The following is a 23,204-nucleotide window of genomic DNA, read 5'->3' as shown; positions in this document are numbered from 1 at the left end:
AAGCCATGGCTGCCAAGCAACTCCAGGCCAAGTGCCTTTGCGGCGGCGTCCGCATCGACGCCGATCTCGACAACCAGGAGGTCGGCGCCTGCCATTGCGATATCTGCCGGCGCTGGGCGGGCGGACCTTTTTTGGCGGTCGAGGCGTCGAAAAACGTCGTCGTCGCGGGGACCGATCTTCTCGGCATCTACGAATCCTCGGGCTGGGGCGAGCGCGGCTTCTGCAACCGCTGCGGCTCGACGCTGTTCTGGCGCTCCAAGGATGCCGCCCACTACGCCATTTCGGCCATGGCTTTCGATGATCTGACGGAGGCGGTGCTGACGAAGCAGATCTTCATCGACTCCAAGCCGGACTGGTATGCCTTCGCCAACGAGACGGAGTCGATGACCGGGGCCGAGTTCCTGGCCCAGTTCGCCTCCGCAGAGGACAAGCCGAATGGCTGAGATCGACGTCCGCAACTTCAACATCAACTTCGGTCCGCAGCATCCCGCTGCCCATGGCGTTCTGCGCCTCGTGCTCGAGCTCGACGGCGAGATCGTCGAGCGGGTGGATCCGCATATCGGGCTGCTCCATCGCGGCACCGAGAAGCTGATCGAGCACAAGACCTATCTCCAGGCGATCCCCTATTTCGACCGCCTCGACTACGTCGCGCCGATGAACCAGGAGCATGCCTTCTGCCTCGCCATCGAGCGGTTGGCAGGTGTGACCGTGCCGCGGCGCGCCCAGTTGATCCGAGTGCTCTATAGCGAGATCGGCCGGATCCTGTCGCATCTGCTCAACGTCACCACGCAGGCGATGGACGTCGGCGCTCTGACACCGCCGCTCTGGGGGTTCGAAGAGCGCGAGAAGCTGATGGTGTTCTACGAACGCGCGTCGGGCTCGCGGCTGCATGCGGCCTATTTCCGGCCGGGCGGTGTCCATCAGGACATTCCGCAGGCGCTCATCGACGATATCGGGGCGTGGTGCGATCCCTTCCTGAAGGTCTGCGACGACCTCGAGGAGCTTCTGACCGACAACCGCATCTTCAAGCAGCGCAACGTCGACATCGGCGTCGTCAACCTCGAAGACGCCTGGGCCATGGGCTTTTCCGGCGTCATGGTGCGCGGATCGGGCGCGGCATGGGACCTGCGCAAGTCGCAGCCCTACGAGTGCTACGACGAAATGGAATTCGACATTCCCGTCGGCAAGAACGGCGACTGCTACGACCGCTACCTGATCCGGATGGTCGAGATGCGCGAAGCCGCCAGGATCATGAAGCAGTGCGTGGAGAAGCTGTCGAGCGCCGACGGGCAGGGCCCCGTCGCGGCGACCGACGGCAAGCTGGTGCCGCCGAAGCGGGGCCAGATGAAGCGCTCGATGGAAGCGCTGATCCATCACTTCAAGCTCTATACCGAGGGCTTCCACCTGCCGGAGGGCGAAGTCTACGCCGCAGTCGAGGCGCCGAAGGGCGAGTTCGGCGTCTATCTGGTCTCGGACGGAACCAACAAGCCCTATCGATGCAAGGTGCGGGCGCCCGGCTTCGCCCATCTGCAGGCGATGGACGGCTTGTGCAAGGGGCATCTCCTGGCGGACGTCTCGGCCATTCTCGGTACGCTCGACATCGTGTTCGGCGAGGTCGATCGCTGACGTTGCGGCCGACGTTACGGAATGCGAAATTGAAAGGATGAACACCCGAGCCCTGCCGACGGCACCGATGAGTGTGGACGAGTTTCTGGCCTGGTCGCAGGACCTGCCGGCGGGCGAGCGCTATGAACTGGTCGGCGGCAGGTTGGCGCGGATGGAGTCCGAGAGGATCATCCACGCCGAGACCAAGTTTTCGGCCGTGGTGGCTCTCAAGTCGGCACTCAAAAGGGCCGGCAGGAGCGACTGCCACGCCTTCATCGACGGCGTCAGTGTCCGCATTGACGAAACGACCCTGCGCGAACCGGACGCGCTCATCCACTGTGGGCCCTACGATCCGAACGCCTTGATCGCGGAGAACCCCGTCGTGGTGGTCGAGGTGGCTTCGCCGCAAAGCCCGGAGAGCAAGAAGACGCTCGACTACTTCTCGCTGGCATCGGTCGAACACTACCTCGTCCTGTTTCCCGCCGAGGGGAGGGTGCTCCACCAGTTTCGCTCGCAGACGCCGGGCGAGATCGTCAGCCGCATCCTCGGCAGGGACGCGACGATCGAACTGACGCCGCCCGGGATCACCATCGCCGTCGAGGCGCTTTTCGCCGGCTGAACCCCGCCTTTCCGGCATGGGAGCCAATCTTCAACTGCGGTCATCGGCCACTGGCCTTTTGTCCGTCTTGTGATAGAACGCGCCGCAACATCGCGTGTTGAATCGCTCTAAGATCGAGGTCCGATGTCTGTCAGACGTCTCGCGGAAGAGGCCGTGCAACCAGCCGGCTTCGCGTTTAGCCAAGAGAACGCCGCTTGGGCTGAAGCGACGATCAAGAAGTATCCCGAAGGTCGGCAGCAGTCCGCCGTCATCCCGCTGCTCATGCGAGCGCAGGATCAGGACGGTTGGGTGACCAAGGCTGCGATTGAGCATGTCGCCGAGATGCTCGACATGCCGCTGATCCGCGTCCTGGAAGTGGCGACCTTCTATACGCAGTTCCAGCTCAACCCGGTCGGCACCAGGGCCCATGTCCAGGTCTGCGGCACGACGCCCTGCATGCTGCGTGGCGCCGAGGATCTGAAGGCAGTCTGCCGCAAGAAGATCCATGCCGAGCAGTTCCACCGCAACGACGCCGGAACGCTGTCCTGGGAAGAGGTCGAGTGCCTGGGTGCCTGCGTCAATGCGCCGATGGTGATGATCTTCGAGGATACGTACGAAGACCTCACGCCCGAGCGTCTGGAAGAGCTCATCGATCTCTTCGAGGCGGGCCGGCGCGGCGAAGTGAAGCCAGGGCCGCAGAACGGACGGCATCTATCGGCGCCGCTTGGTGGCTTGACGTCGCTGACCGAGGACTATGACGACCTGATCGCCGAGCATAAGCAGGAAGCCGGTCACGGTCCGGCGAACGGTTCGACGCCGCAGGGCGAGGGCGCCGGTCAGGCCGTGTCGACGCCGCCATCGGAGGCTGGCCGCCCGGATACCGCATCGGAGCAGACCGATCCCACGCTGCCGACGCCCGGCGCCGCCACCGATGCCAAGGTCGACCAAAGCGTCGAGGATCGCGAGAGCGACGAACTCGCCGCCGAGGGCCACAAGCCCGGAGCCGGCCGGGAAGGCGGCACGCGCCAGGGCGCGACCGACGCCGAGGAAGGCAATGTTCCGGACGAAGTCGACGCGAAGACGGGCGGGGATCTGCGCCGCGCCGAGGCGGCAGCCGAAGACGCGGTGATTCCCGATCGCAGTCGGCTCGACGACGCCGCCGGTCGGCAACCGCCGCGACTTCGCGAGGGCGAGGCCGCCGTCGAGGTGCTGACCGGTCGGCGGGGCGGCGACCTCACTGAGGGCGAGCGCACCGAAACCTCCGATGTCACGCCAGGCCCCGCGCATGCCGATCATTTCGAAAGCGAGGCCCAGGAGCCGAAGCCGGACTCCCGGCCGGGCGACAAGCCTGCAGATCTGCTTTCGAGCCCGAGAGGCGAAAAGGACGATCTGCAGAAGATCCGAGGAATCGGGCGGGTGATCGAGAGCAAGCTCAACGATCTCGGCGTCTATCATTTCTGGCAGATCGCCGAGTGGCGTGAGACCGAGCTGATCTGGATCGACGACTATCTGAACTTCCGGGGCCGGGCCGTCCGCGAACAGTGGATTCAGCAGGCAAAGGATTTGCGCGCTGGGTCGGACGCCAGCCCCGGCAAGGGTGAAGGAGAGGCGTGATGCTTCAGGACAAGGACCGGATCTTCACCAACATCTACGGCCTGCGCGACAAGAGCCTGACGGCGGCGCTGAAGCGCGGGCATTTCGACGGCACTGCCGACATCATCGGCAAGGGCCGCGACTGGATCATCAATGAGATGAAGGCCTCCGGCCTTCGCGGTCGCGGCGGCGCTGGCTTTCCGACCGGCCTGAAATGGTCGTTCATGCCGAAGGAAGTGGGCGAGCGGCCGCATTACCTCGTCATCAATGCCGACGAATCCGAACCCGGGACCTGCAAGGACCGGGAGATCATGCGCAACGACCCGTTCACGCTGATCGAGGGCTGCATCATCGCCGGCTTCTCCATGCTGGCGCACACCTGCTACATCTATGTGCGCGGTGAGTATGTTCGCGAGCGGCAGGCGCTGCAGCGGGCGATCGACGAGTGCTATGAACAGGGCTATCTCGGCAAGGACAACAAGTGCGGCTGGGACTATGACATCATCGTCCATCACGGCGCCGGCGCCTACATCTGCGGTGAGGAGACGGCGCTGCTCGAAAGCCTCGAGGGCAAGAAGGGCCAGCCGCGGCTGAAGCCGCCGTTCCCGGCGAATGTCGGCCTCTATGGCTGCCCGACGACGGTCAACAATGTCGAGTCGATCGCCGTTGCCCCGACCATCCTGCGCCGCGGCGGCTCCTGGTTCGCCGGCATCGGCCGCCAGAACAACACCGGCACCAAGCTGTTCTGCGTTTCCGGTCATGTCGAGCGGCCCTGCACTGTCGAAGAGGCAATGGGCATCTCGTTCCGCGAACTGATCGAGAAGCATTGCGGCGGCGTGCGCGGCGGCTGGGACAATCTCCTCGCGGTGATCCCAGGCGGCTCCTCGGTGCCGCTGGTACCGGGCGCCGACATCATCGACGCGCCGATGGACTTCGACGGACTGCGCGAGATCAAGACCTCGCTCGGCACCGCGGCGGTGATCGTCATGGACAAGTCCACCGACATCGTGAAGGCGATCGCCCGCATCTCTTACTTCTACAAGCATGAGAGCTGCGGCCAGTGTACGCCGTGCCGCGAAGGCACCGGCTGGATGTGGCGGGTGATGGAGCGCATGGCCACCGGCCACGCCCAGAAGCGCGAGATCGACATGCTGCTCGACGTGACCAAGCAGGTCGAGGGCCACACGATCTGCGCCCTCGGTGACGCGGCGGCCTGGCCGATCCAGGGCCTGGTGCGGCATTTCCGCGCGGAGATCGAACGGCGCATCGACGAGTACTCGCACAACGCGCATGAGGTTCGCCCCGTGCTCGAAGCGGCGGAGTAGGGAGCAGGGACGATGGCGGACGAGCCGGACAATCTGGTGCTTCAGCTCTTGCGGGAGATCCGGGAGACGCAAGGTGAGCACACGGAGCAGTTCATGCTCGTCGGCAACCGCCTGGATCACATCGACCAGCGGCTCGAAGAATTCCGTGAGACGCTCTACACGGTCGCCGGCGCTGCCGTGCATGCAAACGTCCGCCACGCCACCGTGGCGGAACGGTTGAAGACGCTGGAAGAGCGCGTCTCCCGTCTGGAAGAGAAAGCCTGATCATGACGAAGCTGAAAGTCGACGGCAACGAGATCGAGGTCCCGGATCACTACACGCTGCTGCAGGCGTGCGAGGAGGCCGGCGCCGAGATTCCGCGTTTCTGTTTCCATGAGCGGCTGTCGATCGCCGGCAACTGCCGCATGTGCCTGGTCGAGGTGAAGGGTGGGCCGCCGAAGCCCGCTGCCTCCTGCGCCATGGGCGTGCGCGACCTGCGCCCCGGGCCGGAGGGCCAGCTGCCGGAGGTCTTCACCACCACGCCGATGGTCAAGAAGGCTCGCGAGGGCGTGATGGAATTCCTGCTGATCAACCATCCGCTCGACTGCCCGATCTGCGACCAGGGCGGCGAGTGCGATCTGCAGGACCAGGCGATGGCCTACGGCGTCGATTCCTCCCGCTACCGGGAGAACAAGCGCGCCGTCGAGGACAAATACATCGGCCCGCTGGTCAAGACGATCATGACGCGCTGCATCCACTGCACGCGCTGCGTCCGCTTCACCACCGAAATCGCCGGCATTTCCGAGCTCGGCCTCGTCGGCCGCGGCGAGGACGCCGAGATCACCACCTTCCTCGAACAGGCGATGACCTCCGAGCTGCAGGGCAACGTCATCGACCTCTGCCCGGTCGGCGCGCTCACCTCGCGCCCCTATGCCTTTCAGGCGCGGCCTTGGGAGCTGACCAAGACGCAGACGATCGACGTCATGGATGCCGTCGGCTCGGCAATCCGCGTCGACACCCGCGGCCGCGAGGTGCTGCGCATCCTGCCGCGGGTCAACGAGGCGGTGAACGAGGAGTGGATCTCCGACAAGACCCGCTTCGTCTGGGACGGGCTGCGCACCCAGCGCCTCGACCGCCCATATGTGCGCCGCGACGGCAAGCTGCAGCCGGCGAGCTGGCAGGAGGCCTTCGCCGCGATCAAGGCGAAGGTCGACCAGACCGCGCCGGAAAAGATCGGCGCCGTCGCCGGCGATCTTGCCGCCGTCGAGGAAATGTATGCGCTGAAGCAACTGATGGCGGGCCTCGGCGCGACCTCGATCGATTGCCGCCAGGACGGCGCCATGCTCGATCCCGCGAATGGCCGCGGCAGCTATCTCTTCAACACCACCATCGCCGGCATCGAGGATGCCGACGCGCTTCTCATCATCGGCGCCAATCCGCGCTTCGAGGCGGCGGTCCTCAATGCCCGCATCCGCAAGCGCTGGCGGCTCGGCGGCTTCCCGATCGGCGTCATCGGTGAGAATGCCAATCTGCGCTACGACACCACCTATCTGGGTGCCGGCACCGAGACACTTTCCGACGTCGCGAAGGCGAGCCAGGGCTTCTTCGACGCCCTGAAGAACGCTGCGCGGCCGATGATCATCGTCGGCTCAGGCGCGCTCACGGGGGACGATGGTCCGGGTGTGCTCGCGGCGGCCGCGGCGTTGGCCCGTGAGGTCGGCGCCTTCGCGGACGGCTGGAACGGCTTCAACGTCCTCCACACGGCGGCGTCCCGCGTCGGCGGCCTCGACGTCGGTTTCGTCCCGGGTGAGGGCGGCAAGACCTTCGGCGAAATGGCCTCCGGCGGCGTCAACGTGCTGTTCAATCTCGGCGCCGACGAGGTAGAGATCGCGCCAGGGCCGTTCGTCGTCTATATCGGCACCCACGGTGATCGCGGCGCCCACCGCGCCGACGTCATCCTGCCGGGCGCGGCCTATACCGAGAAGGACGGCACCTTCGTCAATCTGGAAGGCCGGGCGCAGGTCTCGTCCCGCGCCGCCTTCCCTCCGGGGGATGCGCGCGAGGACTGGGCGATCGTCCGTGCCCTGTCCGCCGTGCTCGGAAAAACGCTGCCCTTCGACTCGCTTGCCGCGCTGCAGCGTGAGTTGTATCAGGCACTTCCATGGATGCGCAGTGACCGCGTCGAGCCTGCCGGTCACGATGCCATCCTGGCGCTGGCGGACCGGGCCGGCTCTCTTGGCGCGGCCCATCTCGGCTCGAAGCTCGGCGATTTCTATCTGACCAACCCGATCGCCCGGGCCTCCAAGGTGATGGCCGAATGCTCGCGGCTCGCCGCCGGTGAAAAACTTCAAGCAGCGGAATAGGGACGGGCGATCGTGACCGACTTCTTCTCCATCTATGTCGTCCCGGGGCTGATCATCCTCGCCCAGAGCGTCCTGTTCCTCGTCGTTCTCTTGGTCCTGATCGCCTACATCCTTCTGGCCGATCGCAAGATCTGGGCGGCGGTGCAGCTGAGGCGCGGGCCGAACGTGGTGGGGCCCTTCGGCCTGTTCCAGTCCTTCGCCGACCTGTTGAAGTTCATGCTCAAGGAGCCGGTCGTCCCGGCGAGCTCGGACAAGGTGGTGTTCCTGCTGGCGCCGCTGGTCGCAGTGACGCTCGCGCTCGCCACCTTCGCCGTGGTGCCCGTCGCCAACGGCTGGGTGATCGCCGACATCAACATCGGCATTCTCTACGTCTTCGCCATCTCCTCCCTCGAGGTCTATGGCGTGATCATGGGCGGTTGGGCGTCGAACTCGAAGTATGCGTTCCTCGGCGCGCTCCGCTCGGCGGCACAGATGGTTTCCTACGAGGTCTCGATCGGCTTCGTCATCGTTACCGTGCTGCTCTGCGTCGGTTCGCTCAACCTGACCGACATCGTCATCGCGCAGTCGGTCGGACTCGGCACCATGGTCGGCCTGCCGGGCTCGTTCCTCGACTGGCATTGGCTGAGCCTGTTCCCGATGTTCATCGTGTTCTTCATCTCGGCGCTCGCCGAGACGAACCGGCCGCCTTTCGACCTGCCGGAAGCCGAATCCGAACTCGTCGCCGGCTTCATGGTCGAGTATGGCTCGACCCCGTACATGATGTTCATGCTCGGCGAATATGCCGCCATCACGCTGATGTGCTGCCTGACGACGATCCTCTTTCTCGGCGGCTGGCTTCCGCCGGTCGACTTGCCGCCGTTCACCTGGGTGCCGGGCGTCGTCTGGTTCCTGGCGAAGGTCGCGCTGGTGTTCTTCATGTTCGCCATGGTGAAGGCGTTCGTGCCGCGCTACCGCTACGACCAGCTGATGCGTCTCGGCTGGAAGGTGTTCCTGCCGCTGTCGCTGGCGATGGTCGTGATCGTCGCCTTCGTCCTGCAGCTGACCGGCTGGGCCGGCGCAGCCGCATGACGATCGATCCGGCGATCGTCGGGGCTCTCCTCGGTCTCGTCATCTGCGTCGCCGACTACTTCGTCATCGGCGCCGTGATGGAGCGCATGACGCGGGAGCGGCCGTCGGAACGGCTCGGGGCGAAGACCGCCCTGAACGTCGCTCGGATCTCGCAACTGGTACTGTTTCCGGTGTTGGGCTGGTTCGTCGGCCAGACCTTCGCCGCCTGAGAAGAAAAAGGAAGGGCAGAGCTCATGTCCCAGATTGCCCAGACCGTCCGCTCGCTGTTTCTGATCGAGTTCGCGAAGGCGTTCGCGCTGTCCATGCGCTATTTCTTCAAGTCCAAGGCGACATTGAACTATCCGTTCGAAAAGGGCCCGGTGTCGCCACGTTTCCGCGGCGAGCATGCCCTGCGGCGCTATCCTAACGGCCAGGAGCGGTGCATCGCCTGCAAGCTTTGCGAGGCGATCTGCCCGGCCCAGGCGATCACCATCGAGGCCGGGCCGCGCCGCAACGATGGGACCCGCCGGACGATCCGCTACGACATCGACATGGTGAAGTGCATCTATTGCGGCTTCTGCCAGGAAGCCTGTCCGGTGGATGCCATCGTCGAGGGACCGAACTTCGAGTTCGCCACCGAGACCCGGGAAGAGCTCTATTACGACAAGGCGAAACTCCTGGCGAACGGCGATCGCTGGGAGCGGGAGCTCGCACGCAACATTGCGCTCGACGCGCCCTACCGCTAATCGGTCGGCCGATCGCGTGACGAGCCGTCCGAGAGTCGGGCAGATAGATTGAACGACGCGGCATCCGCCGCGGACCGGAACATGAGGGGAGCCCGAGAATGCTCGGCCTTCAGGCATTCTTTTTCTATATCTTCGCCTTCATCGCCGTCGGTGGCGCGCTGATGGTCGTCTTCGCGCGAAACCCGGTCCATTCGGTGCTGTTCCTCATTCTCACCTTCGTCGCCGCGGCGGGGCTGTTCCTCTTGGCGGGCGCCGAGTTCCTGGCGCTGATCCTCATCGTCGTTTATGTCGGCGCCGTGGCGATCCTCTTCCTCTTCGTCGTCATGATGCTCGATCTGGATCTCGCCCAGGCAAAGAAGGGTGCGCTGAAATATGCCCCCTTCGGCCTGATCATCGGCCTCGTCCTCCTGGCCGAGCTGGTGGTCGCGGGGACGGGCAGCGTCTACCAGCCCGAACTCGCCAAATCGACGGCGCTGCCGATGCCGCCGCTCTACGAGATGTCGAACATCCGGGCGCTCGGAAGCGTGCTCTACACCCGCTACATTCTGTTCTTCCAGCTCGCTGGCCTCATCCTCTTCGTCGCCATGGTCGGGGCGATCGTCCTGACGCTCCGCCACAAGCAAGGCCTCAAGCGCCAGTCCATCCCCGCTCAGGTGGGCCGCACGCCCGCCACCGCCATCGAGATCCGCAAGGTCGAGAGCGGCCGGGGCATCTGAGGGACAAGGAACCGTAAAGCCATGGAAATCGGTCTCGGCCATTACCTGACAGTCGCCGCGATCCTCTTCGTCACGGGGGTCTTCGGCATCTTCATGAACCGCAAGAACATCATCACCATCCTGATGTCGGTGGAGTTGATCCTGCTCGCGGTCAACATCAACATGGTGGCCTTCTCGGCCTTCCTCGGCGATCTCGTCGGCCAGGTCTTCGCGCTCTTCATCCTGACCGTCGCGGCGGCAGAGGCCGCCATCGGCCTCGCCATCCTGGTCGTCTTCTTCCGCAATCGCGGCTCGATCGCCGTCGACGACGTCAACACGATGAAAGGCTGATCGCGGTGTACACGATCATCGTCCTCCTGCCGCTCGCGGGCTTCCTGATCGCCGGGCTGTTCGGCAAGTCGATCGGCGCCAAGGCCTGTGAATACACGCTGTCGGGCTTCATGGTGGTGGCCGCGATCCTGTCCTGGATCGCCTTCATCTCCTTCGGGTTCGGCGAGGGCGAGACGCTCAGGGTCCCGCTCCTCCAGTGGATGCAATCGGGTACGCTCGACGTCGCCTGGTCGCTGCGGATCGATCGGCTGACGCTGGTGATGCTGGTGGTCGTCAACACCGTTTCCAGTCTCGTGCACGTCTATTCGATCGGCTACATGCACCACGATCCGCATCGTGCACGCTTCTTCGCCTATCTGTCGCTGTTCACCTTCGCCATGCTGATGCTGGTGACGTCGAACAATCTCGTCCAGATGTTCTTCGGCTGGGAGGGCGTCGGCCTCGCCTCGTACCTGCTCATCGGTTTCTGGTACAAGAAGCCCTCGGCCAACGCCGCGGCGATGAAGGCCTTCGTCGTCAACCGCGTCGGCGACTTCGGCTTCGCCCTCGGCATCTTCGGCGTCTTCGCGCTGTTCGGCTCGGTGAACCTCGACACCATCTTCGCCGGTGCGGCCGACGTCGCCGGTTCGCTCGGCGGGGCAGGGCACGACGCCGCTGCGGCTGGTGCCGAAGCAGCGTCCCACGGCGCGGCTGCGGCCACCGGTGACGTCGTCATGAACTTCGCCGGCTACGCCCTCACCATGGGCAGCGCGCTGACCGTCGTCTGCCTGCTCCTGTTCATGGGCGCCATGGGCAAGTCGGCCCAGATCGGCCTCCACACTTGGCTGCCGGACGCGATGGAAGGCCCGACCCCGGTGTCGGCGCTCATTCACGCCGCGACCATGGTCACCGCCGGCGTCTTCATGCTGGCCCGCATGTCGCCGCTCTTCGAGCTGAGCTCCACGGCGCTGACCTTCGTCACCTTCATCGGCGCGACCACCGCCTTCTTCGCGGCGACGATCGGTCTCGTCCAGAATGACATCAAGCGCGTCATCGCCTATTCGACCTGCTCGCAGCTCGGCTACATGTTCGTCGCGCTCGGCGTCGGCGCCTATGGCCCCGCGATATTCCACCTGTTCACCCACGCCTTCTTCAAGGCGCTGTTGTTCCTCGGGGCCGGCTCGGTGATCCATGCCGTCTCGGACGAGCAGGACATGCGCCGGATGGGCGGCCTGAGAAAGCACATCCCGAAGACCTACTGGATGATGGTGATCGGCACGCTGGCGCTGACCGGCTTTCCCTTCACCGCCGGCTACTACTCCAAGGACGCGATCATCGAGGCGGCCTTCGTCGGCCACAATTCCTTCGCCCTCTATGGCTGGGGAATGACGGTGATCGCCGCCGCGCTGACCAGCTTCTACTCCTGGCGGCTGATTTTCCTGACCTTCCACGGCAAGCCGCGCGCTTCCGCCGACGTGATGCATCACATCCACGAGTCGCCGTGGGTCATGCTGGTGCCGCTGTTCGTCCTCGCTGCCGGTGCGTTGTTCGCGGGCATCCTGTTCGAAGGCGCCTTCATCGGCGAGGGCTACGGCGAGTTCTGGCACGCCGCCTTGTTCACCGGCAGCGACAACCACGTGCTCCACGACATGCACGAGATCTCGTTCTGGATCGCCTTCCTGCCGACCCTTTGCATGGTCGTCGGGTTCGTCACCGCGTACTTCTTCTACATCGCCAGGCCGAGCCTCGCGAAGCAGACGGCGGATCGCAATCGCGGCCTCTACCAGTTCCTGCTCAACAAGTGGTACTTCGACGAGCTCTACGACTTCCTGTTCGTCCAGCCGGCGCAGCGCGTCGGTCGCTTCCTCTGGAGGACCGGCGACGGCAAGGTGATCGACGGGTTCGGACCGGACGGCGTATCGGCGCGCGTCATGGACGTCACCGGCCGGGTGGTGAAGCTGCAGAGCGGCTATCTCTATCACTACGCCTTCGCGATGCTGATCGGCGTTGCCGCGCTGGTCACTTGGATGATGCTCGGGGGAGCAAGCTGATGACCGACTGGCCGATCCTTTCGACCGTCACCTTCCTGCCGCTGGTCGGGGCTCTCCTCATCCTGTTCATCAAGGACGACAACGAGCTCGCCCGGCGCAACGTGCGCAACGTCGCGCTGCTCACGACGGTGTTCACCTTCATCGTCTCGTTGTGGGTCTGGATCAACTTCGATGCGTCAGATCCCGGCTTCCAGATGGTCGAGCGCTCCGAGTGGATCGGTGGCTCGATCACCTATCACATGGGCGTCGACGGCATCTCGATGCTGTTCGTCATCCTGACGACATTCCTGATGCCTCTCTGCATCCTGGCGAGCTTTGAGAGCGTCAAGGTGCGGGTGAAGGACTACATGATCGCCTTCCTCGTGCTGGAGACGCTGGTGATCGGCGTCTTCTGCGCGCTCGATCTGGTCCTCTTCTACATCTTCTTCGAGGGTGGCCTCATTCCGATGTTCCTGATCATCGGGGTGTGGGGCGGCAAGCGCCGCATCTATGCGAGCTACAAGTTCTTCCTCTACACCTTTCTCGGTTCGGTGCTGATGCTGATCGCCATCATGGCGATGTACTGGAACGCCGGCACGACTTCGATCCCGGACCTCTTGCAGCACAAGTTCCCGGCCGAGATGCAGACCTGGCTGTGGCTCGCCTTCTTCGCCTCCTTCGCGGTGAAGATGCCGATGTGGCCGGTCCACACCTGGCTGCCGGACGCCCACGTCGAGGCGCCGACGGCAGGCTCGGTGATCCTTGCGGGCATCCTCCTGAAGCTCGGCGGCTACGGCTTCCTGCGCTTCTCGCTGCCGATGTTCCCGCTCGCCTCCGCGGACTTCGCGCCCTTCGTCTTCACCCTGTCGGTCGTCGCGATCATCTACACCTCGCTGGTCGCGCTGATGCAGGAGGACATCAAGAAGCTGATCGCCTATTCTTCCGTCGCACATATGGGCTTCGTGACCATGGGCATCTTCGCCGCCAACGAGCAGGGTGTTCAGGGGGCGATCTTCCAGATGCTCTCCCACGGCCTCGTCTCCGGCGCGCTGTTCCTCTGTGTCGGCGTCGTCTACGACCGCATGCATACCCGCGAGATCTCGGCCTATGGCGGTCTCGTCAACCGGATGCCCCACTACGCGGTGGTGATGCTGATCTTCACCATGGCCAATGTCGGCCTGCCCGGCACCTCGGGCTTCGTCGGCGAGTTCCTGACGCTCCTCGGCGTCTTCCAGGTGAACAGCTGGGTGGCGATCTTCGCCACGACGGGCGTCATCCTCTCCGCCGGCTACGCGCTGTGGCTCTATCGCCGGGTCATCTTCGGCGCGTTGGAGAAGGAGAGCCTGCGCTCGATCCTCGATCTGTCCGGCCGCGAGAAGTTGCTGCTCTATCCGTTGGTGGCGCTGGTGATCTTCTTCGGCGTCTATCCGATGCCGGTCTTCGACGTGACGGCCGCCTCGGTCGAGAGCCTCGTCAACAGCTACACCGCGGCGCTCGACGCCGCCGCGTCCGGCAGCGTCGCGGCGCTGCATTGATCGGCGGCGGGGCGGCTCGCTCGCCCCGCCGGACATACTTACGACCGACGCCGGCGGGCGGGCCAGACTGCCCGCCGGGCGTGCCAAGTCCAAGCTTTGAGGCCAACCGCCCATGATGCCCGATATGCTGACGAGCAGCCTTTCGATCGCCGCGCCGGAACTGATCCTGTCGGTCGGTGCGATGATCCTTTTGATGATCGGCGTCTTCATGGGCGAAAAGAGCTCGCAGACGGTGACCGGCCTGTCCGTCGCGGTGATCATCATCGCGGCGCTCTGGCTGATCCTGATCACACCGCTCGGCACCGGCTTCGGCGGTTCCTTTGTGCTCGATCCCTTCGCTCGCTTCATGAAGATCCTCGTCCTCGTCGGCTCCGCCGCGGCGGTGGTGATGTCGGTCGGCTTCGCCGAGAGCGAGCGCTTCAACCGCTTCGAGTTCCCGGTGCTCGTGCTTCTGTCGACCACCGGCATGATGATGATGGTCTCCGCCGGCGACATGATCGCGCTTTATCTCGGCCTCGAATTGCAGTCGCTGGCGATCTACGTCCTCGCCGCCATCAACCGCGACAGCGTCCGTTCGACCGAGGCTGGCCTGAAATATTTCGTCCTCGGCGCTCTGTCCTCCGGCATGCTGCTCTACGGCGCGTCGATGGTCTACGGCTTCACCGGCCACATCGAGTTCACTGCAATTGCCCGCGTCGCGGCGGAGAGCGGCAGTTCGCTCGGCCTCGTCGTCGGCATCGTCTTCGTCCTCGCCGGCCTTGCCTTCAAGATTTCCGCCGTGCCGTTCCACATGTGGACGCCGGACGTCTACGAAGGCGCGCCGACGCCGATCACCGCCTTCCTCGCCGGCGCGCCGAAAGTCGCGGCGATGGCGCTGCTCACCCGCTTCACGGTGCAGGGCTTCGAACCGTTGTCGGATCAGTGGCAGCAGGTGATCGTCTTCATCTCGATTGCCTCCATGGTCTTCGGCGCATTCGCCGCGATCGGCCAACACAACATCAAGCGGCTGATGGCCTATTCCTCGATCGCCCACATGGGCTACGCGCTCGTCGGTCTTGCTCCCGCGAGCGTGGAGGGCGTCCGCGGCGTCATCCTCTACATGACGATCTATCTGGTGATGACGCTCGGGACCTTCGCGGTCATCCTCGCCATGCGTCGGCGCGACGGCATGGTCGAGGAGATCGACGACCTCGCCGGCCTGTCGCAGACCAATCCGGTGATGGCGGTGTTCCTGTCGGTGATGATGCTTTCGCTCGCTGGTCTGCCGCCGCTCGCCGGCTTCATCGCCAAGTACTTCGTGTTCATGGCGGCGGTGCAGGCGGGGCTCTGGCCGCTGGCGATCATCGGCGTCCTCGCCTCCGTCGTCGGCCTTTATTACTATCTACGCCTCGTGAAGGTGATGTGGTTCGACGAGCCGGCCGAGGCATTCGTGCCGATGGCCATCGAACTGCGCGCCGTTTTGTGGGTGACCGGGCTTATCGTCTTCCCGCTCTACATCTTCGTCGGCGGGCCGATCTTCGCGGCTGCCGAAGCCGCGGCCAAGACCTTCTTCTGACGGTGGCACCGGGTTTCAACCTCTCACCAACGGCATTTGGCGACGGTTTCCGGTACGAGTCCTTCACCGAGATCGGCTCGACCAACGCGCTGGCGCTCCAACGCGCAGTGGAGGGCGATCCCGGGCGACTCTGGCTCGTCACCGATCATCAGACCGGCGGGCGCGGGCGGCGCGGCAGGCCTTGGGAGGGGCGGCGGGGCAATCTCGCCGCGACCCTGCTGCTCAGGCCGAAGGTCGACCTCGCAACCGCGGCTTCGCTCGGTTTCGTCGCGGCGCTGGCGCTCCATGATGCACTCGAGGCGGTGATGCCGCGCAGCCGCTTCGCCATCGCGCCCGATGGCGGCGATCTGGCGAGCGGCGGGCGCTTTGCCCTGAAGTGGCCGAACGACGTCCTCGGCGACGGAGCGAAACTCTCAGGGATCCTGCTCGAGACCATGGGAGCCGGGACGGACGCTATCGCGGTGGCGATCGGCATCGGCGTCAATGTCGTTGATCATCCGCATGAAACGCCCTATCCGGCGACGGATCTTTCCGCGCTTGGGGTGGCGTGTACGGCGGCGGACGTCTTCTATGCCCTGTCCGACGCATTCGTCGACAATCTCCGCCTCTGGCGGGGAGGCGCCGGACTTGCGGCGGTGCGCGACAAGTGGCTCGGATCGGCCGCCGGCCTCGGCGCCGAGATCGCCGTCGACACGGGCGGCAGGATCGTGCGCGGGGTGTTCGAGACCATCGACGCCGAGTGCCATCTCGTCATCCGCGAGGCGAATGGACATATGACGAGGGTTGCGGCGGGAGACGTACATTTCGGCGCTGTCGCGTCGGTGAAGAATTTGAAGGCAAACGTTTGATGAACAACGATAAAAGCGGCGAACTGGTGTTTTGCCCCCTGGGCGGCGTCGGTGAGATCGGCATGAATTTCGCGCTCTACGGCTTCGGTCCGGAAGAGGCGCGCGAGTGGATCGTCGTCGATTGCGGCGTTTCCTTTGCCGGTCCGGACATGCCGGGCGTCGACCTCGTATTGCCGGACATCCGTTTCATCAAGGAGCAGCGTCTCGCTCTGAAGGGCATCGTGATCACCCACGCCCACGAGGATCACTACGGCGCGCTTCTGGATCTCTGGCCGCGGCTGAAGGCGCCCGTCTACGCCACGGCGTTCTCCGCCGCACTTCTGGCGGCGAAGCGCGAGGGTGAGCCTGGTGCACCTGACATCCCGGTGACGCTGTTCAAGGCGGGCGATCGTTTCAGGGTCGGTGCGTTCGAGATCGAGGCGATCAACGTCACCCACTCGATTCCCGAGCCGGTCGCTTTGGCCATCCGCACGCCAGCGGGCACGGTGCTCCACACCGGCGACTGGAAGATCGACGCGACGCCGGTGCTTGGCGCACCCACCGACGAGGCCCGCTTGAGAGCCATCGGCGATGAGGGCGTCCTCGCCATGATCGCCGATTCCACCAACGCCATGCGCGAGGGCATCAGCCCGTCGGAGCGGGAGGTGTCGGCCTCGCTCGCCAAGGTGATCGCCGAGGCGCCGGGCCGTGTCGCCATCACCACCTTTTCCTCCAATGTCGGGCGCATCCGGGCGGTGGCGGAGGCGGCGCGCGATGCGGGCCGCCAGGCGCTGCTGATGGGCCGGTCGATGCGCCGCGTCGTCGACGTCTCAGACGAGCTCGGATATCTGGAGGGCCTGCCGCCGTTTCTCACCGAGCAGGACTTCGGCTACATCCCTCGCGAGAAGGCCGTGATCATCCTCACCGGCAGCCAGGGCGAGCCGCGCGCAGCCTTGGCCCGCTTGTCGCGCGACGAACATCCATCCGTCAGCCTGTCGAAGGGCGACATGGTGATCTTTTCGTCGCGCTCGATCCCGGGCAACGAAAAAGGCATCATCGAGATCAAGAACGCGCTGATCGACCGTGGCATCACCGTCCTGGAGGACGGCGCAACCCTCGTTCACGTCTCCGGCCATCCGCGGCGCCACGAGATGAAGCAGATGTATGAGTGGGTGCGGCCGCAGATCGCCATTCCCGCCCACGGCGAGGCGGCCCATCTCGTCGCCCACGCGGCGCTCGCCCGCGAGGCGGGTGTTAAGACGGTCCTGTCCGTCCGCAACGGGGCCATGGTGCAGCTCGCGCCTGGGCCGGCCATGGTGATCGACGAGGTTCCGGTCGGGCGGCTCTACAAGGACGGGCGCCTGATTGGAACGCCCGAGGAAATGGGTATCGTCGAGCGTCGGCGGCTCTCCTTCGTCGGCCATGTCGCGGTGCATGTCGAGATGACGTCCAAGCTCGTCCTGCGCGATGATCCCGACGTCGTCGTCCTTGGCTTGCCGAAGGAGGACGAGGAGGGCGACACGATGGAGGACATCCTCATCGACGCCGCGGTCGACGCCTTCGAGAGCATCCCGCCGAAGCGCCGGGGCAACGTCGAAACGGTGCGTGAGGCGGTTCGCCGCGCGGTCCGTTTCGCGGCGGCCGATGCATGGGGCAAGAAGCCGATCGTCACTGTGTTCGTCTCGAAGCCGTGAGTCGGGTCCCGGACGCCAGGCTGCGGAAGTGATGAGACAATCGACGGTGCGTCGCTCGTCGGCGGCGCCCGAGAGGTGGGAGGTTCTTCGATGCTGCAGCGTCTCAACCACGTCGCCCTGGCGGTGCCGGATCTCCAAGCCGCCGTCGCGACCTATCGCTCGATGCTGGGGGCGAGCGTTTCCGCGCCTCAGTCGCTCCCCGAGCACGGGGTGACCGTCGTCTTCGTCGAACTGGAAAACACCAAGATTGAGCTCCTCGAGCCGCTCGGGGAAAATTCGCCGATCGCCGCCTTTCTGGCCAAGAACCCGAAAGGCGGCATGCATCATCTTTGCTACGAGGTTGCCGACATCGTCGCCGCGCGCGATCGTCTGGTTGCGTCCGGGGCGAGGGTGCTGGGCGACGGCGAGCCGAGAGTCGGCGCCCACGGCAAGCCCGTGCTCTTCCTCCATCCCGGTGACGTTCACGGCACCCTGACGGAGCTCGAACAGGTGTGAGGTCGCCCGTCTTGCCGTGGACGGCGATCGACGCCGCGAGGGTCGAACAATCCCCGGCATGTGGTGATCATCTCGCCTTCGCCATCTTCAAATCTCCGCATCCCGTCGTTACGACGGACGGACAAGGAAAAGCACCCGGCGCGCTCCACTGAGAGGAGCGGCTGTCGGCGGGGGAGGCAGCGATGGGAATCATATCGGGTCTGGCAGTCTATTTCATCATCTGGTGGACGACGCTCTTCGCGGTCCTGCCGATCGGTAATCAGTCGCAGCACGAGGTGGGGGAGAGGGCACTCGGCACCGCCGACAGCGCGCCCATCAACGCCCGGATGGGATACAAGGTCATCCTGACCACCATCCTCGCGACGATCGTCTTCGCCGTCTTTTATCTGGTGACGCAGGTCTGGGGTTTTGGTCCCGACGACCTGCCGCATCTCATTCCGGGAACCTGATCGCGCTGGGTCTGTCGCCGTTCGGGACCGGCAGGAAACTCCGCGGTCCAATCAGAAAAATGCCCGCCGCTGATCGTCTGGCGGAAACGGCCTCACCGGCGACTTTTGCACAAAAAAAATGCAAGGCTTTCACCTTGCATTTCAATTCGCGCGCCTGGATTTCGCACCGGGCTTTGCCGGGGCTGCGACTGAAAAGCCGCGCCGGAAATCACGTCCTCCCGAGACTAGACCGCTTGATTTCGCGCCGTTGACGGCGCGTTTTTATGCAACAGGACGTTACCTGCGACCATCCCACTTGTCACGTAAATTTTTCCTGTGGGATCGAATCGGAAGGCAATCGTGATCTGGCCTCGACGGGTCGTCTCCGCCGAGGCGACTGCCGCCCCGGTGCTTCGTCGGAAGACTCTCCGCGCGCGTCTCGCACGTCTTCCGGCGAGGGTGGGCACGACGACTCGATGACGTGGTGCTCATCTCCTGTCCCGGAGATTGCCCGGGCCGCTTTGCCGGAAACGACGTTACGTCGATGGCTGCGATGATCGCGCGCGGTCCGAGCCCGGCGCTGCTTTGACGAGAGCTTGGCGACGGATGCGCCGTTGCGCCGAATTCCCGCCTTTTCATTGCCGTTACGACCGGTTAAGAGCCGGTTCGGCGCGTGTTGCGCGTCATAAACTCTCGATCTGATCGGATCACGCATGCGTCTGTCGCGGTTCTTTCTGCCAATCCTCAAGGAAAATCCGAAAGAGGCGGAGATCGTCTCTCATCGGCTGATGCTGCGGGCCGGCATGATCCGCCAGCAGGCGGCAGGATCTTACACCTTCCTGCCGCTCGGCAAGCGCGTTCTGGACAAGGTCTGCGCGATCATTCGCGAAGAGCAGAACCGTGCCGGTGCCAACGAGATCCTGATGCCGACGATCCAGTCGGCCGATCTCTGGCGCGAGAGCGGGCGCTACGACAGCTACGGCAAAGAGATGCTGCGGATCGAGGATCGCCACGGCCGCGACATGCTTTACGGCCCCACCAACGAAGAGGTGGTGACCGACATCTTCCGGTCCTATGTGCGCTCCTACAAGGATCTGCCGCTCAATCTCTACCACATCCAGTGGAAGTTCCGCGACGAGGTGCGGCCGCGCTTCGGGGTCATGCGCAGCCGCGAATTCCTGATGAAAGACGCCTATTCCTTCGACATCGATCAGGCCTCGGCCGAGACGGCCTATCACCGCATGTTCGTCGCCTATCTCAGGACGTTCCAGCGTTGCGGATTGCAGGCCATCCCGATGCGCGCCGATACCGGTCCGATCGGCGGTGATCTCTCCCACGAATTCATCATCCTGGCCTCGACCGGCGAGAGCGAGGTGTTCTGCCATCGCGACTTCCTCGGGCTGAAGGTGCCGGATGCATCGGTCGACTTTTCCGATGCGGCGGGCTTGGCCGAGGTCGTCAAGACCTGGACGACGCCCTACGCGGCGACCGACGAAATGCACGATGAGGCGACATGGAGCGCGGTTCCGGCCGAGGACAAGGTCGCGGCGCGGGGCATCGAGGTCGGCCACATCTTTTATTTCGGCACCAAATATTCCGAGCCGCTGAAGGCGCTTGTCACGGGGCCCGACGGCAAGGAGACCCCGGTCCACGGCGGCTCCTACGGCATCGGACCGAGCCGGCTGATCGCCGCCATCATCGAAGCATCGCACGACGAGAACGGCATTGTCTGGCCGAAGTCGGTCGCGCCCTTCGACGTCGGTCTCGTCAGCATGAAGCCCGGCGACGCCGACTGTGACGCCGCCTGCGAGACGATCTACCGGGAACTCGAAGCGGCCGGCTTCGATGTTCTTTATGACGACCAGGACACAAGGGCCGGCGCCAAGTTCGCCAGCATGGATCTCATCGGCCTGCCGATGCAGGTGATCGTCGGTCCGCGCGGCGCCAAGGCCGGCGAGGCCGAGATCAAGGTCCGCGCCACCGGGGAGCGGGAGACGATCCCGCTCGCCTCGGTCGTCGCCAGGGTGTCGGCGTGAGCCTGCCGGAAAGCCCGGCGGCCGCAAAGGCCTCCCGCGGCAGCCGGCCGTTTTCGCGTTTCGAGTGGATGATCGCCGGGCGCTATCTGCGCTCGCGCCGCCGCGATGCCGGCGTCTCGGTCATCGCCGGCTTCTCCTTCGTCGGGATCATGCTCGGCGTCGCCGCCCTGATCATCGTCATGTCGGTGATGAACGGCTTTCGCGGCGAACTCCTGATGCGGATCCTCGGCGTCAACGGCCATGTCATCCTCTATCCGATCGATCGTCCGCTGACCGACTACGAACAGGTCGCCGACCGCATCGGGCAGGTTAACGGCGTCGAGTTCGTCATGCCGATGGTGCAGGGGCAGGTGCTCGCCCAGGGTCCCAATTCCGGCTCGACCGGCGCACTCGTTCGCGGTGTCCGCCTGCAGGACCTGACGAAGCTCGCGCCGGTCTCCGAGAACGTCAAGCTCGGCAGCCTCGAAGGCTTCGACACCGGCGACGGGGTCGCCGTCGGCAGCCGGCTCGCTTCCTCGCTCGGCATCGGGCTCGGTGACATGATCACGCTGATCTCGCCCGATGGCGACGTCACGGCCTTCGGCACCAGCCCGCGGGTGAAGGCCTATCCGGTCAAGGCGATCTTCGAGATCGGCATGTCGGAATACGACGCGGCCTATGTCTACATGCCGCTGCCCGAGGCGCAGCTCTACTTCAACCAGGAGAACCAGGTTCAGTCGATTGAAATCTTCGTCGACCGGCCGGATCAGGTGAAGGCCCTGCAGCCGGCGATCGAGGCGGCCGCCGGGCGGCCGGTCTACTCCGTCACCTGGGAGACCCAGAACCAGAGCTTCTTCTCGGCCCTCAACGTCGAGCGCAACGTCATGTTCATCATCCTGACGTTGATCGTCCTCGTCGCCGCGCTCAACATCATCTCCGGCCTGTTCATGCTGGTGAAGGACAAGGGGCGCGATATCGCCATCCTGCGTACCATGGGCGCCACCAAGGGCGCGGTGATGCGCGTCTTCCTGATCACCGGCGCGTCGATCGGCTTCTCCGGCACGCTGGCTGGCTTCGTTCTCGGGCTGCTGTTCTGCATCAACATCGAGAACATCCGACAGTTCTTCTCCTGGGTGACCGGCGTCGTCCTGTTCAATCCGGAATTCTATTTCCTCAGCCAGCTTCCCGCCGAGGTCGATCCGAGCGAAGTGGTCCTCGTCGTCGCCATGGCGATCGGCCTGTCCTTCCTGGCGACGCTCCTTCCCTCCTGGCGAGCCTCGCGGCTCGATCCCGTCGATGCGTTGCGTTACGAATGATGGCAGAAAATCACGCGCTGCGGCTCGACGCCGTCGGCAAGGAATATCGGCAGGGCGAGAACCGGCTGGTCATCCTGAAGGATGCCGAGATGACCATCGCTCCCGGTGAGATGGTGGCCCTCGTCGCCCCCTCCGGCGCCGGCAAGTCGACGCTGCTCCACATCGCCGGGCTGCTCGACCGGCCGGGCTCGGGCGAGGTCTATGTCGGCGGCGTCGCCTGCGGCACGCTCGGCGACGAAGCCCGCACGGCCATGCGCCGGCAGGCGATCGGCTTCGTCTACCAGTTCCACCATCTCCTGCCGGAATTCTCCGCCCTGGAGAACGTCATGCTGCCGCAGATGATCGACGGGCTGCCGCGCAAGGCAGCCGCGGCGCGGGCGCAGGAGCTGCTCGACTACATGCGCATCGGCGCGCGTGCCGAGCATCGCCCGGCCGAACTCTCCGGCGGCGAACAGCAGCGCGTCGCCATCGCCCGCGCCGTGGCCAACTCGCCGCACGTCCTCCTCGCCGACGAGCCGACCGGCAATCTCGACCCGACCACCGCCGGCTACGTCTTCGACGCGCTGACGGCCCTGGTGCGCCAGTCCGGCGTCGCCGCGCTCATCGCCACCCACAATCACGACCTCGCCCGGCGGATGGATCATGCGATCACCCTGGAAGAGGGCAGGATCGTGCCGCTCGCGATGCACTGACCGCCCGCGGCGACAGTCTCCCGACGACGTTTTCAAAGCCGAGGATCTGCCATGGATCGCCGGCCCCCCGACATGCGGGGCGGGCGCATTCGTGCGGCCATACGGCCACGCCCTCTCACGCCTCATCGAAACAGTGGGTGATCAATCGGTTACGCGGAGTTCGATAGCCAGCTACGTTACGCGTGTTCTCGGCGTGGCGAAGTTCGCTTGACCAATAGAACAAAAAAGGAACAAATAGGGACGCAAACAAAAACGAAGGCCCTGCCATGCTCACCGTCGCCAAGGATGTCCTGTCCCTGCTCGCCATATCCAGCTTTCTCTTCGCGCTCAGCCTGA

The 23,204-nt window shown here is 64.8% G+C and carries 22 protein-coding genes; all 22 read left to right on the top strand.

What is annotated here, in order from left to right:
* Window positions 1-5: 5 nt before the first annotated feature.
* The 22 genes from GTK09_RS19155 to GTK09_RS19050 all read left to right on the top strand — a co-directional run bounded on the left by GTK09_RS19155 (window position 6) and on the right by GTK09_RS19050 (window position 22,868).
* Window positions 6-443: a GFA family protein gene (locus tag GTK09_RS19155; protein ID WP_163465046.1), complete on the top strand. Its 438-nt coding sequence runs from the start codon at window positions 6-8 to the stop codon at window positions 441-443.
* Window positions 436-1,626, top strand: a complete 1,191-nt coding sequence (locus tag GTK09_RS19150) for an NADH-quinone oxidoreductase subunit D (protein WP_163465045.1) — start codon at window positions 436-438, stop codon at window positions 1,624-1,626. The genes GTK09_RS19155 and GTK09_RS19150 overlap by 8 nt, the downstream gene beginning before the upstream one ends.
* Window positions 1,627-1,663: 37 nt before the next feature.
* The gene (locus GTK09_RS19145) at window positions 1,664-2,224 is read left to right on the top strand and encodes a Uma2 family endonuclease (RefSeq protein WP_163465044.1); all 561 of its coding nucleotides are present in this window, start codon (window positions 1,664-1,666) and stop codon (window positions 2,222-2,224) included.
* Window positions 2,225-2,347: 123 nt separating this feature from the next.
* Complete coding sequence (gene nuoE, locus GTK09_RS19140; RefSeq protein ID WP_163465043.1) at window positions 2,348-3,817, top strand: NADH-quinone oxidoreductase subunit NuoE; 1,470 nt, start codon at window positions 2,348-2,350, stop codon at window positions 3,815-3,817.
* Window positions 3,817-5,121 (top strand): NADH-quinone oxidoreductase subunit NuoF, encoded by a 1,305-nt coding sequence (nuoF, locus tag GTK09_RS19135; protein WP_163465042.1) that lies wholly within the window; start codon window positions 3,817-3,819, stop codon window positions 5,119-5,121. Before nuoE ends, nuoF begins: the two co-directional genes overlap by 1 nt.
* A 12-nt stretch (window positions 5,122-5,133) precedes the next feature.
* On the top strand, window positions 5,134-5,385 hold the full coding sequence (locus GTK09_RS19130; protein WP_163465041.1) for a hypothetical protein: 252 nt from the start codon (window positions 5,134-5,136) through the stop codon (window positions 5,383-5,385).
* Between the two features lie 2 nt (window positions 5,386-5,387).
* Entirely contained in the window at window positions 5,388-7,463 is a 2,076-nt protein-coding gene (nuoG, locus tag GTK09_RS19125; RefSeq protein WP_163465040.1) for an NADH-quinone oxidoreductase subunit NuoG, read from the top strand.
* A gap of 12 nt (window positions 7,464-7,475) precedes the next feature.
* Window positions 7,476-8,531, top strand: a complete 1,056-nt coding sequence (gene nuoH, locus GTK09_RS19120) for an NADH-quinone oxidoreductase subunit NuoH (protein ID WP_163465039.1) — start codon at window positions 7,476-7,478, stop codon at window positions 8,529-8,531.
* Window positions 8,528-8,740, top strand: coding sequence for a hypothetical protein (locus GTK09_RS19115; RefSeq protein ID WP_163465038.1), 213 nt, complete (start codon window positions 8,528-8,530; stop codon window positions 8,738-8,740). The genes nuoH and GTK09_RS19115 overlap by 4 nt, the downstream gene beginning before the upstream one ends.
* Before the next feature lie 24 nt (window positions 8,741-8,764).
* Complete coding sequence (gene nuoI / locus GTK09_RS19110; protein ID WP_163465037.1) at window positions 8,765-9,256, top strand: NADH-quinone oxidoreductase subunit NuoI; 492 nt, start codon at window positions 8,765-8,767, stop codon at window positions 9,254-9,256.
* A 98-nt stretch (window positions 9,257-9,354) separates the two neighbouring features.
* Window positions 9,355-9,972 carry an NADH-quinone oxidoreductase subunit J gene (locus tag GTK09_RS19105; RefSeq protein ID WP_163465036.1) on the top strand — a complete coding sequence of 206 codons (618 nt, stop codon included), beginning with the start codon at window positions 9,355-9,357 and terminating at the stop codon, window positions 9,970-9,972.
* A gap of 21 nt (window positions 9,973-9,993) precedes the next feature.
* A complete protein-coding gene (gene nuoK / locus GTK09_RS19100) occupies window positions 9,994-10,302 on the top strand; it encodes an NADH-quinone oxidoreductase subunit NuoK (RefSeq protein WP_134760481.1) in 309 nt (102 codons plus the stop codon).
* A 5-nt stretch (window positions 10,303-10,307) separates the two neighbouring features.
* Window positions 10,308-12,332, top strand: coding sequence for an NADH-quinone oxidoreductase subunit L (gene nuoL, locus GTK09_RS19095; protein WP_163465035.1), 2,025 nt, complete (start codon window positions 10,308-10,310; stop codon window positions 12,330-12,332).
* On the top strand, window positions 12,332-13,846 hold the full coding sequence (locus GTK09_RS19090; protein WP_163465034.1) for an NADH-quinone oxidoreductase subunit M: 1,515 nt from the start codon (window positions 12,332-12,334) through the stop codon (window positions 13,844-13,846). Before nuoL ends, GTK09_RS19090 begins: the two co-directional genes overlap by 1 nt.
* A 112-nt stretch (window positions 13,847-13,958) precedes the next feature.
* Window positions 13,959-15,401, top strand: a complete 1,443-nt coding sequence (gene nuoN / locus GTK09_RS19085) for an NADH-quinone oxidoreductase subunit NuoN (RefSeq protein WP_163465033.1) — start codon at window positions 13,959-13,961, stop codon at window positions 15,399-15,401.
* A gap of 2 nt (window positions 15,402-15,403) precedes the next feature.
* Window positions 15,404-16,249 (top strand): biotin--[acetyl-CoA-carboxylase] ligase, encoded by an 846-nt coding sequence (locus GTK09_RS19080; RefSeq protein WP_163465032.1) that lies wholly within the window; start codon window positions 15,404-15,406, stop codon window positions 16,247-16,249.
* A complete protein-coding gene (locus GTK09_RS19075; RefSeq protein WP_163465031.1) occupies window positions 16,249-17,922 on the top strand; it encodes a ribonuclease J in 1,674 nt (557 codons plus the stop codon). Before GTK09_RS19080 ends, GTK09_RS19075 begins: the two co-directional genes overlap by 1 nt.
* A 90-nt stretch (window positions 17,923-18,012) precedes the next feature.
* Window positions 18,013-18,417, top strand: a complete 405-nt coding sequence (mce, locus tag GTK09_RS19070; protein WP_163465030.1) for a methylmalonyl-CoA epimerase — start codon at window positions 18,013-18,015, stop codon at window positions 18,415-18,417.
* Between the two features lie 182 nt (window positions 18,418-18,599).
* Window positions 18,600-18,866, top strand: a complete 267-nt coding sequence (locus GTK09_RS19065) for a DUF1467 family protein (protein ID WP_163465029.1) — start codon at window positions 18,600-18,602, stop codon at window positions 18,864-18,866.
* 692 nt (window positions 18,867-19,558) lie between these two features.
* A complete protein-coding gene (gene proS / locus GTK09_RS19060) occupies window positions 19,559-20,881 on the top strand; it encodes a proline--tRNA ligase (RefSeq protein WP_163465028.1) in 1,323 nt (440 codons plus the stop codon).
* Window positions 20,882-20,883: 2 nt separating this feature from the next.
* A complete protein-coding gene (locus tag GTK09_RS19055; RefSeq protein WP_376768018.1) occupies window positions 20,884-22,176 on the top strand; it encodes a lipoprotein-releasing ABC transporter permease subunit in 1,293 nt (430 codons plus the stop codon).
* A complete protein-coding gene (locus GTK09_RS19050) occupies window positions 22,176-22,868 on the top strand; it encodes an ABC transporter ATP-binding protein (protein ID WP_163465113.1) in 693 nt (230 codons plus the stop codon). Before GTK09_RS19055 ends, GTK09_RS19050 begins: the two co-directional genes overlap by 1 nt.
* The last annotated feature ends 336 nt before the right edge of the window (window positions 22,869-23,204 follow it).

It is taken from the genome of Jiella pacifica, from assembly GCF_010500815.1.
GTDB lineage: Bacteria > Pseudomonadota > Alphaproteobacteria > Rhizobiales > Rhizobiaceae > Jiella > Jiella pacifica.
This window is presented reverse-complemented; position numbering and strand designations above follow the sequence as displayed.

Excerpts from the sequence above, each read along its gene's own strand:
- GTK09_RS19155 (WP_163465046.1), top strand. The coding sequence starts at position 6 with ATGGCTGCCAAGCAACTCCAGGCCAAGTGCCTTTGCGGCGGCGTCCGC.
- GTK09_RS19150 (WP_163465045.1), top strand. The coding sequence starts at position 436 with ATGGCTGAGATCGACGTCCGCAACTTCAACATCAACTTCGGTCCGCAG.
- GTK09_RS19145 (WP_163465044.1), top strand. The coding sequence starts at position 1,664 with ATGAACACCCGAGCCCTGCCGACGGCACCGATGAGTGTGGACGAGTTT.
- nuoE (WP_163465043.1), top strand. The coding sequence starts at position 2,348 with ATGTCTGTCAGACGTCTCGCGGAAGAGGCCGTGCAACCAGCCGGCTTC.
- nuoF (WP_163465042.1), top strand. The coding sequence starts at position 3,817 with ATGCTTCAGGACAAGGACCGGATCTTCACCAACATCTACGGCCTGCGC.
- GTK09_RS19130 (WP_163465041.1), top strand. The coding sequence starts at position 5,134 with ATGGCGGACGAGCCGGACAATCTGGTGCTTCAGCTCTTGCGGGAGATC.
- nuoG (WP_163465040.1), top strand. The coding sequence starts at position 5,388 with ATGACGAAGCTGAAAGTCGACGGCAACGAGATCGAGGTCCCGGATCAC.
- GTK09_RS19115 (WP_163465038.1), top strand. The coding sequence starts at position 8,528 with ATGACGATCGATCCGGCGATCGTCGGGGCTCTCCTCGGTCTCGTCATC.
- nuoI (WP_163465037.1), top strand. The coding sequence starts at position 8,765 with ATGTCCCAGATTGCCCAGACCGTCCGCTCGCTGTTTCTGATCGAGTTC.
- GTK09_RS19105 (WP_163465036.1), top strand. The coding sequence starts at position 9,355 with ATGCTCGGCCTTCAGGCATTCTTTTTCTATATCTTCGCCTTCATCGCC.
- nuoK (WP_134760481.1), top strand. The coding sequence starts at position 9,994 with ATGGAAATCGGTCTCGGCCATTACCTGACAGTCGCCGCGATCCTCTTC.
- GTK09_RS19090 (WP_163465034.1), top strand. The coding sequence starts at position 12,332 with ATGACCGACTGGCCGATCCTTTCGACCGTCACCTTCCTGCCGCTGGTC.
- nuoN (WP_163465033.1), top strand. The coding sequence starts at position 13,959 with ATGATGCCCGATATGCTGACGAGCAGCCTTTCGATCGCCGCGCCGGAA.
- GTK09_RS19075 (WP_163465031.1), top strand. The coding sequence starts at position 16,249 with ATGAACAACGATAAAAGCGGCGAACTGGTGTTTTGCCCCCTGGGCGGC.
- mce (WP_163465030.1), top strand. The coding sequence starts at position 18,013 with ATGCTGCAGCGTCTCAACCACGTCGCCCTGGCGGTGCCGGATCTCCAA.
- GTK09_RS19065 (WP_163465029.1), top strand. The coding sequence starts at position 18,600 with ATGGGAATCATATCGGGTCTGGCAGTCTATTTCATCATCTGGTGGACG.
- proS (WP_163465028.1), top strand. The coding sequence starts at position 19,559 with ATGCGTCTGTCGCGGTTCTTTCTGCCAATCCTCAAGGAAAATCCGAAA.
- GTK09_RS19050 (WP_163465113.1), top strand. The coding sequence starts at position 22,176 with ATGGCAGAAAATCACGCGCTGCGGCTCGACGCCGTCGGCAAGGAATAT.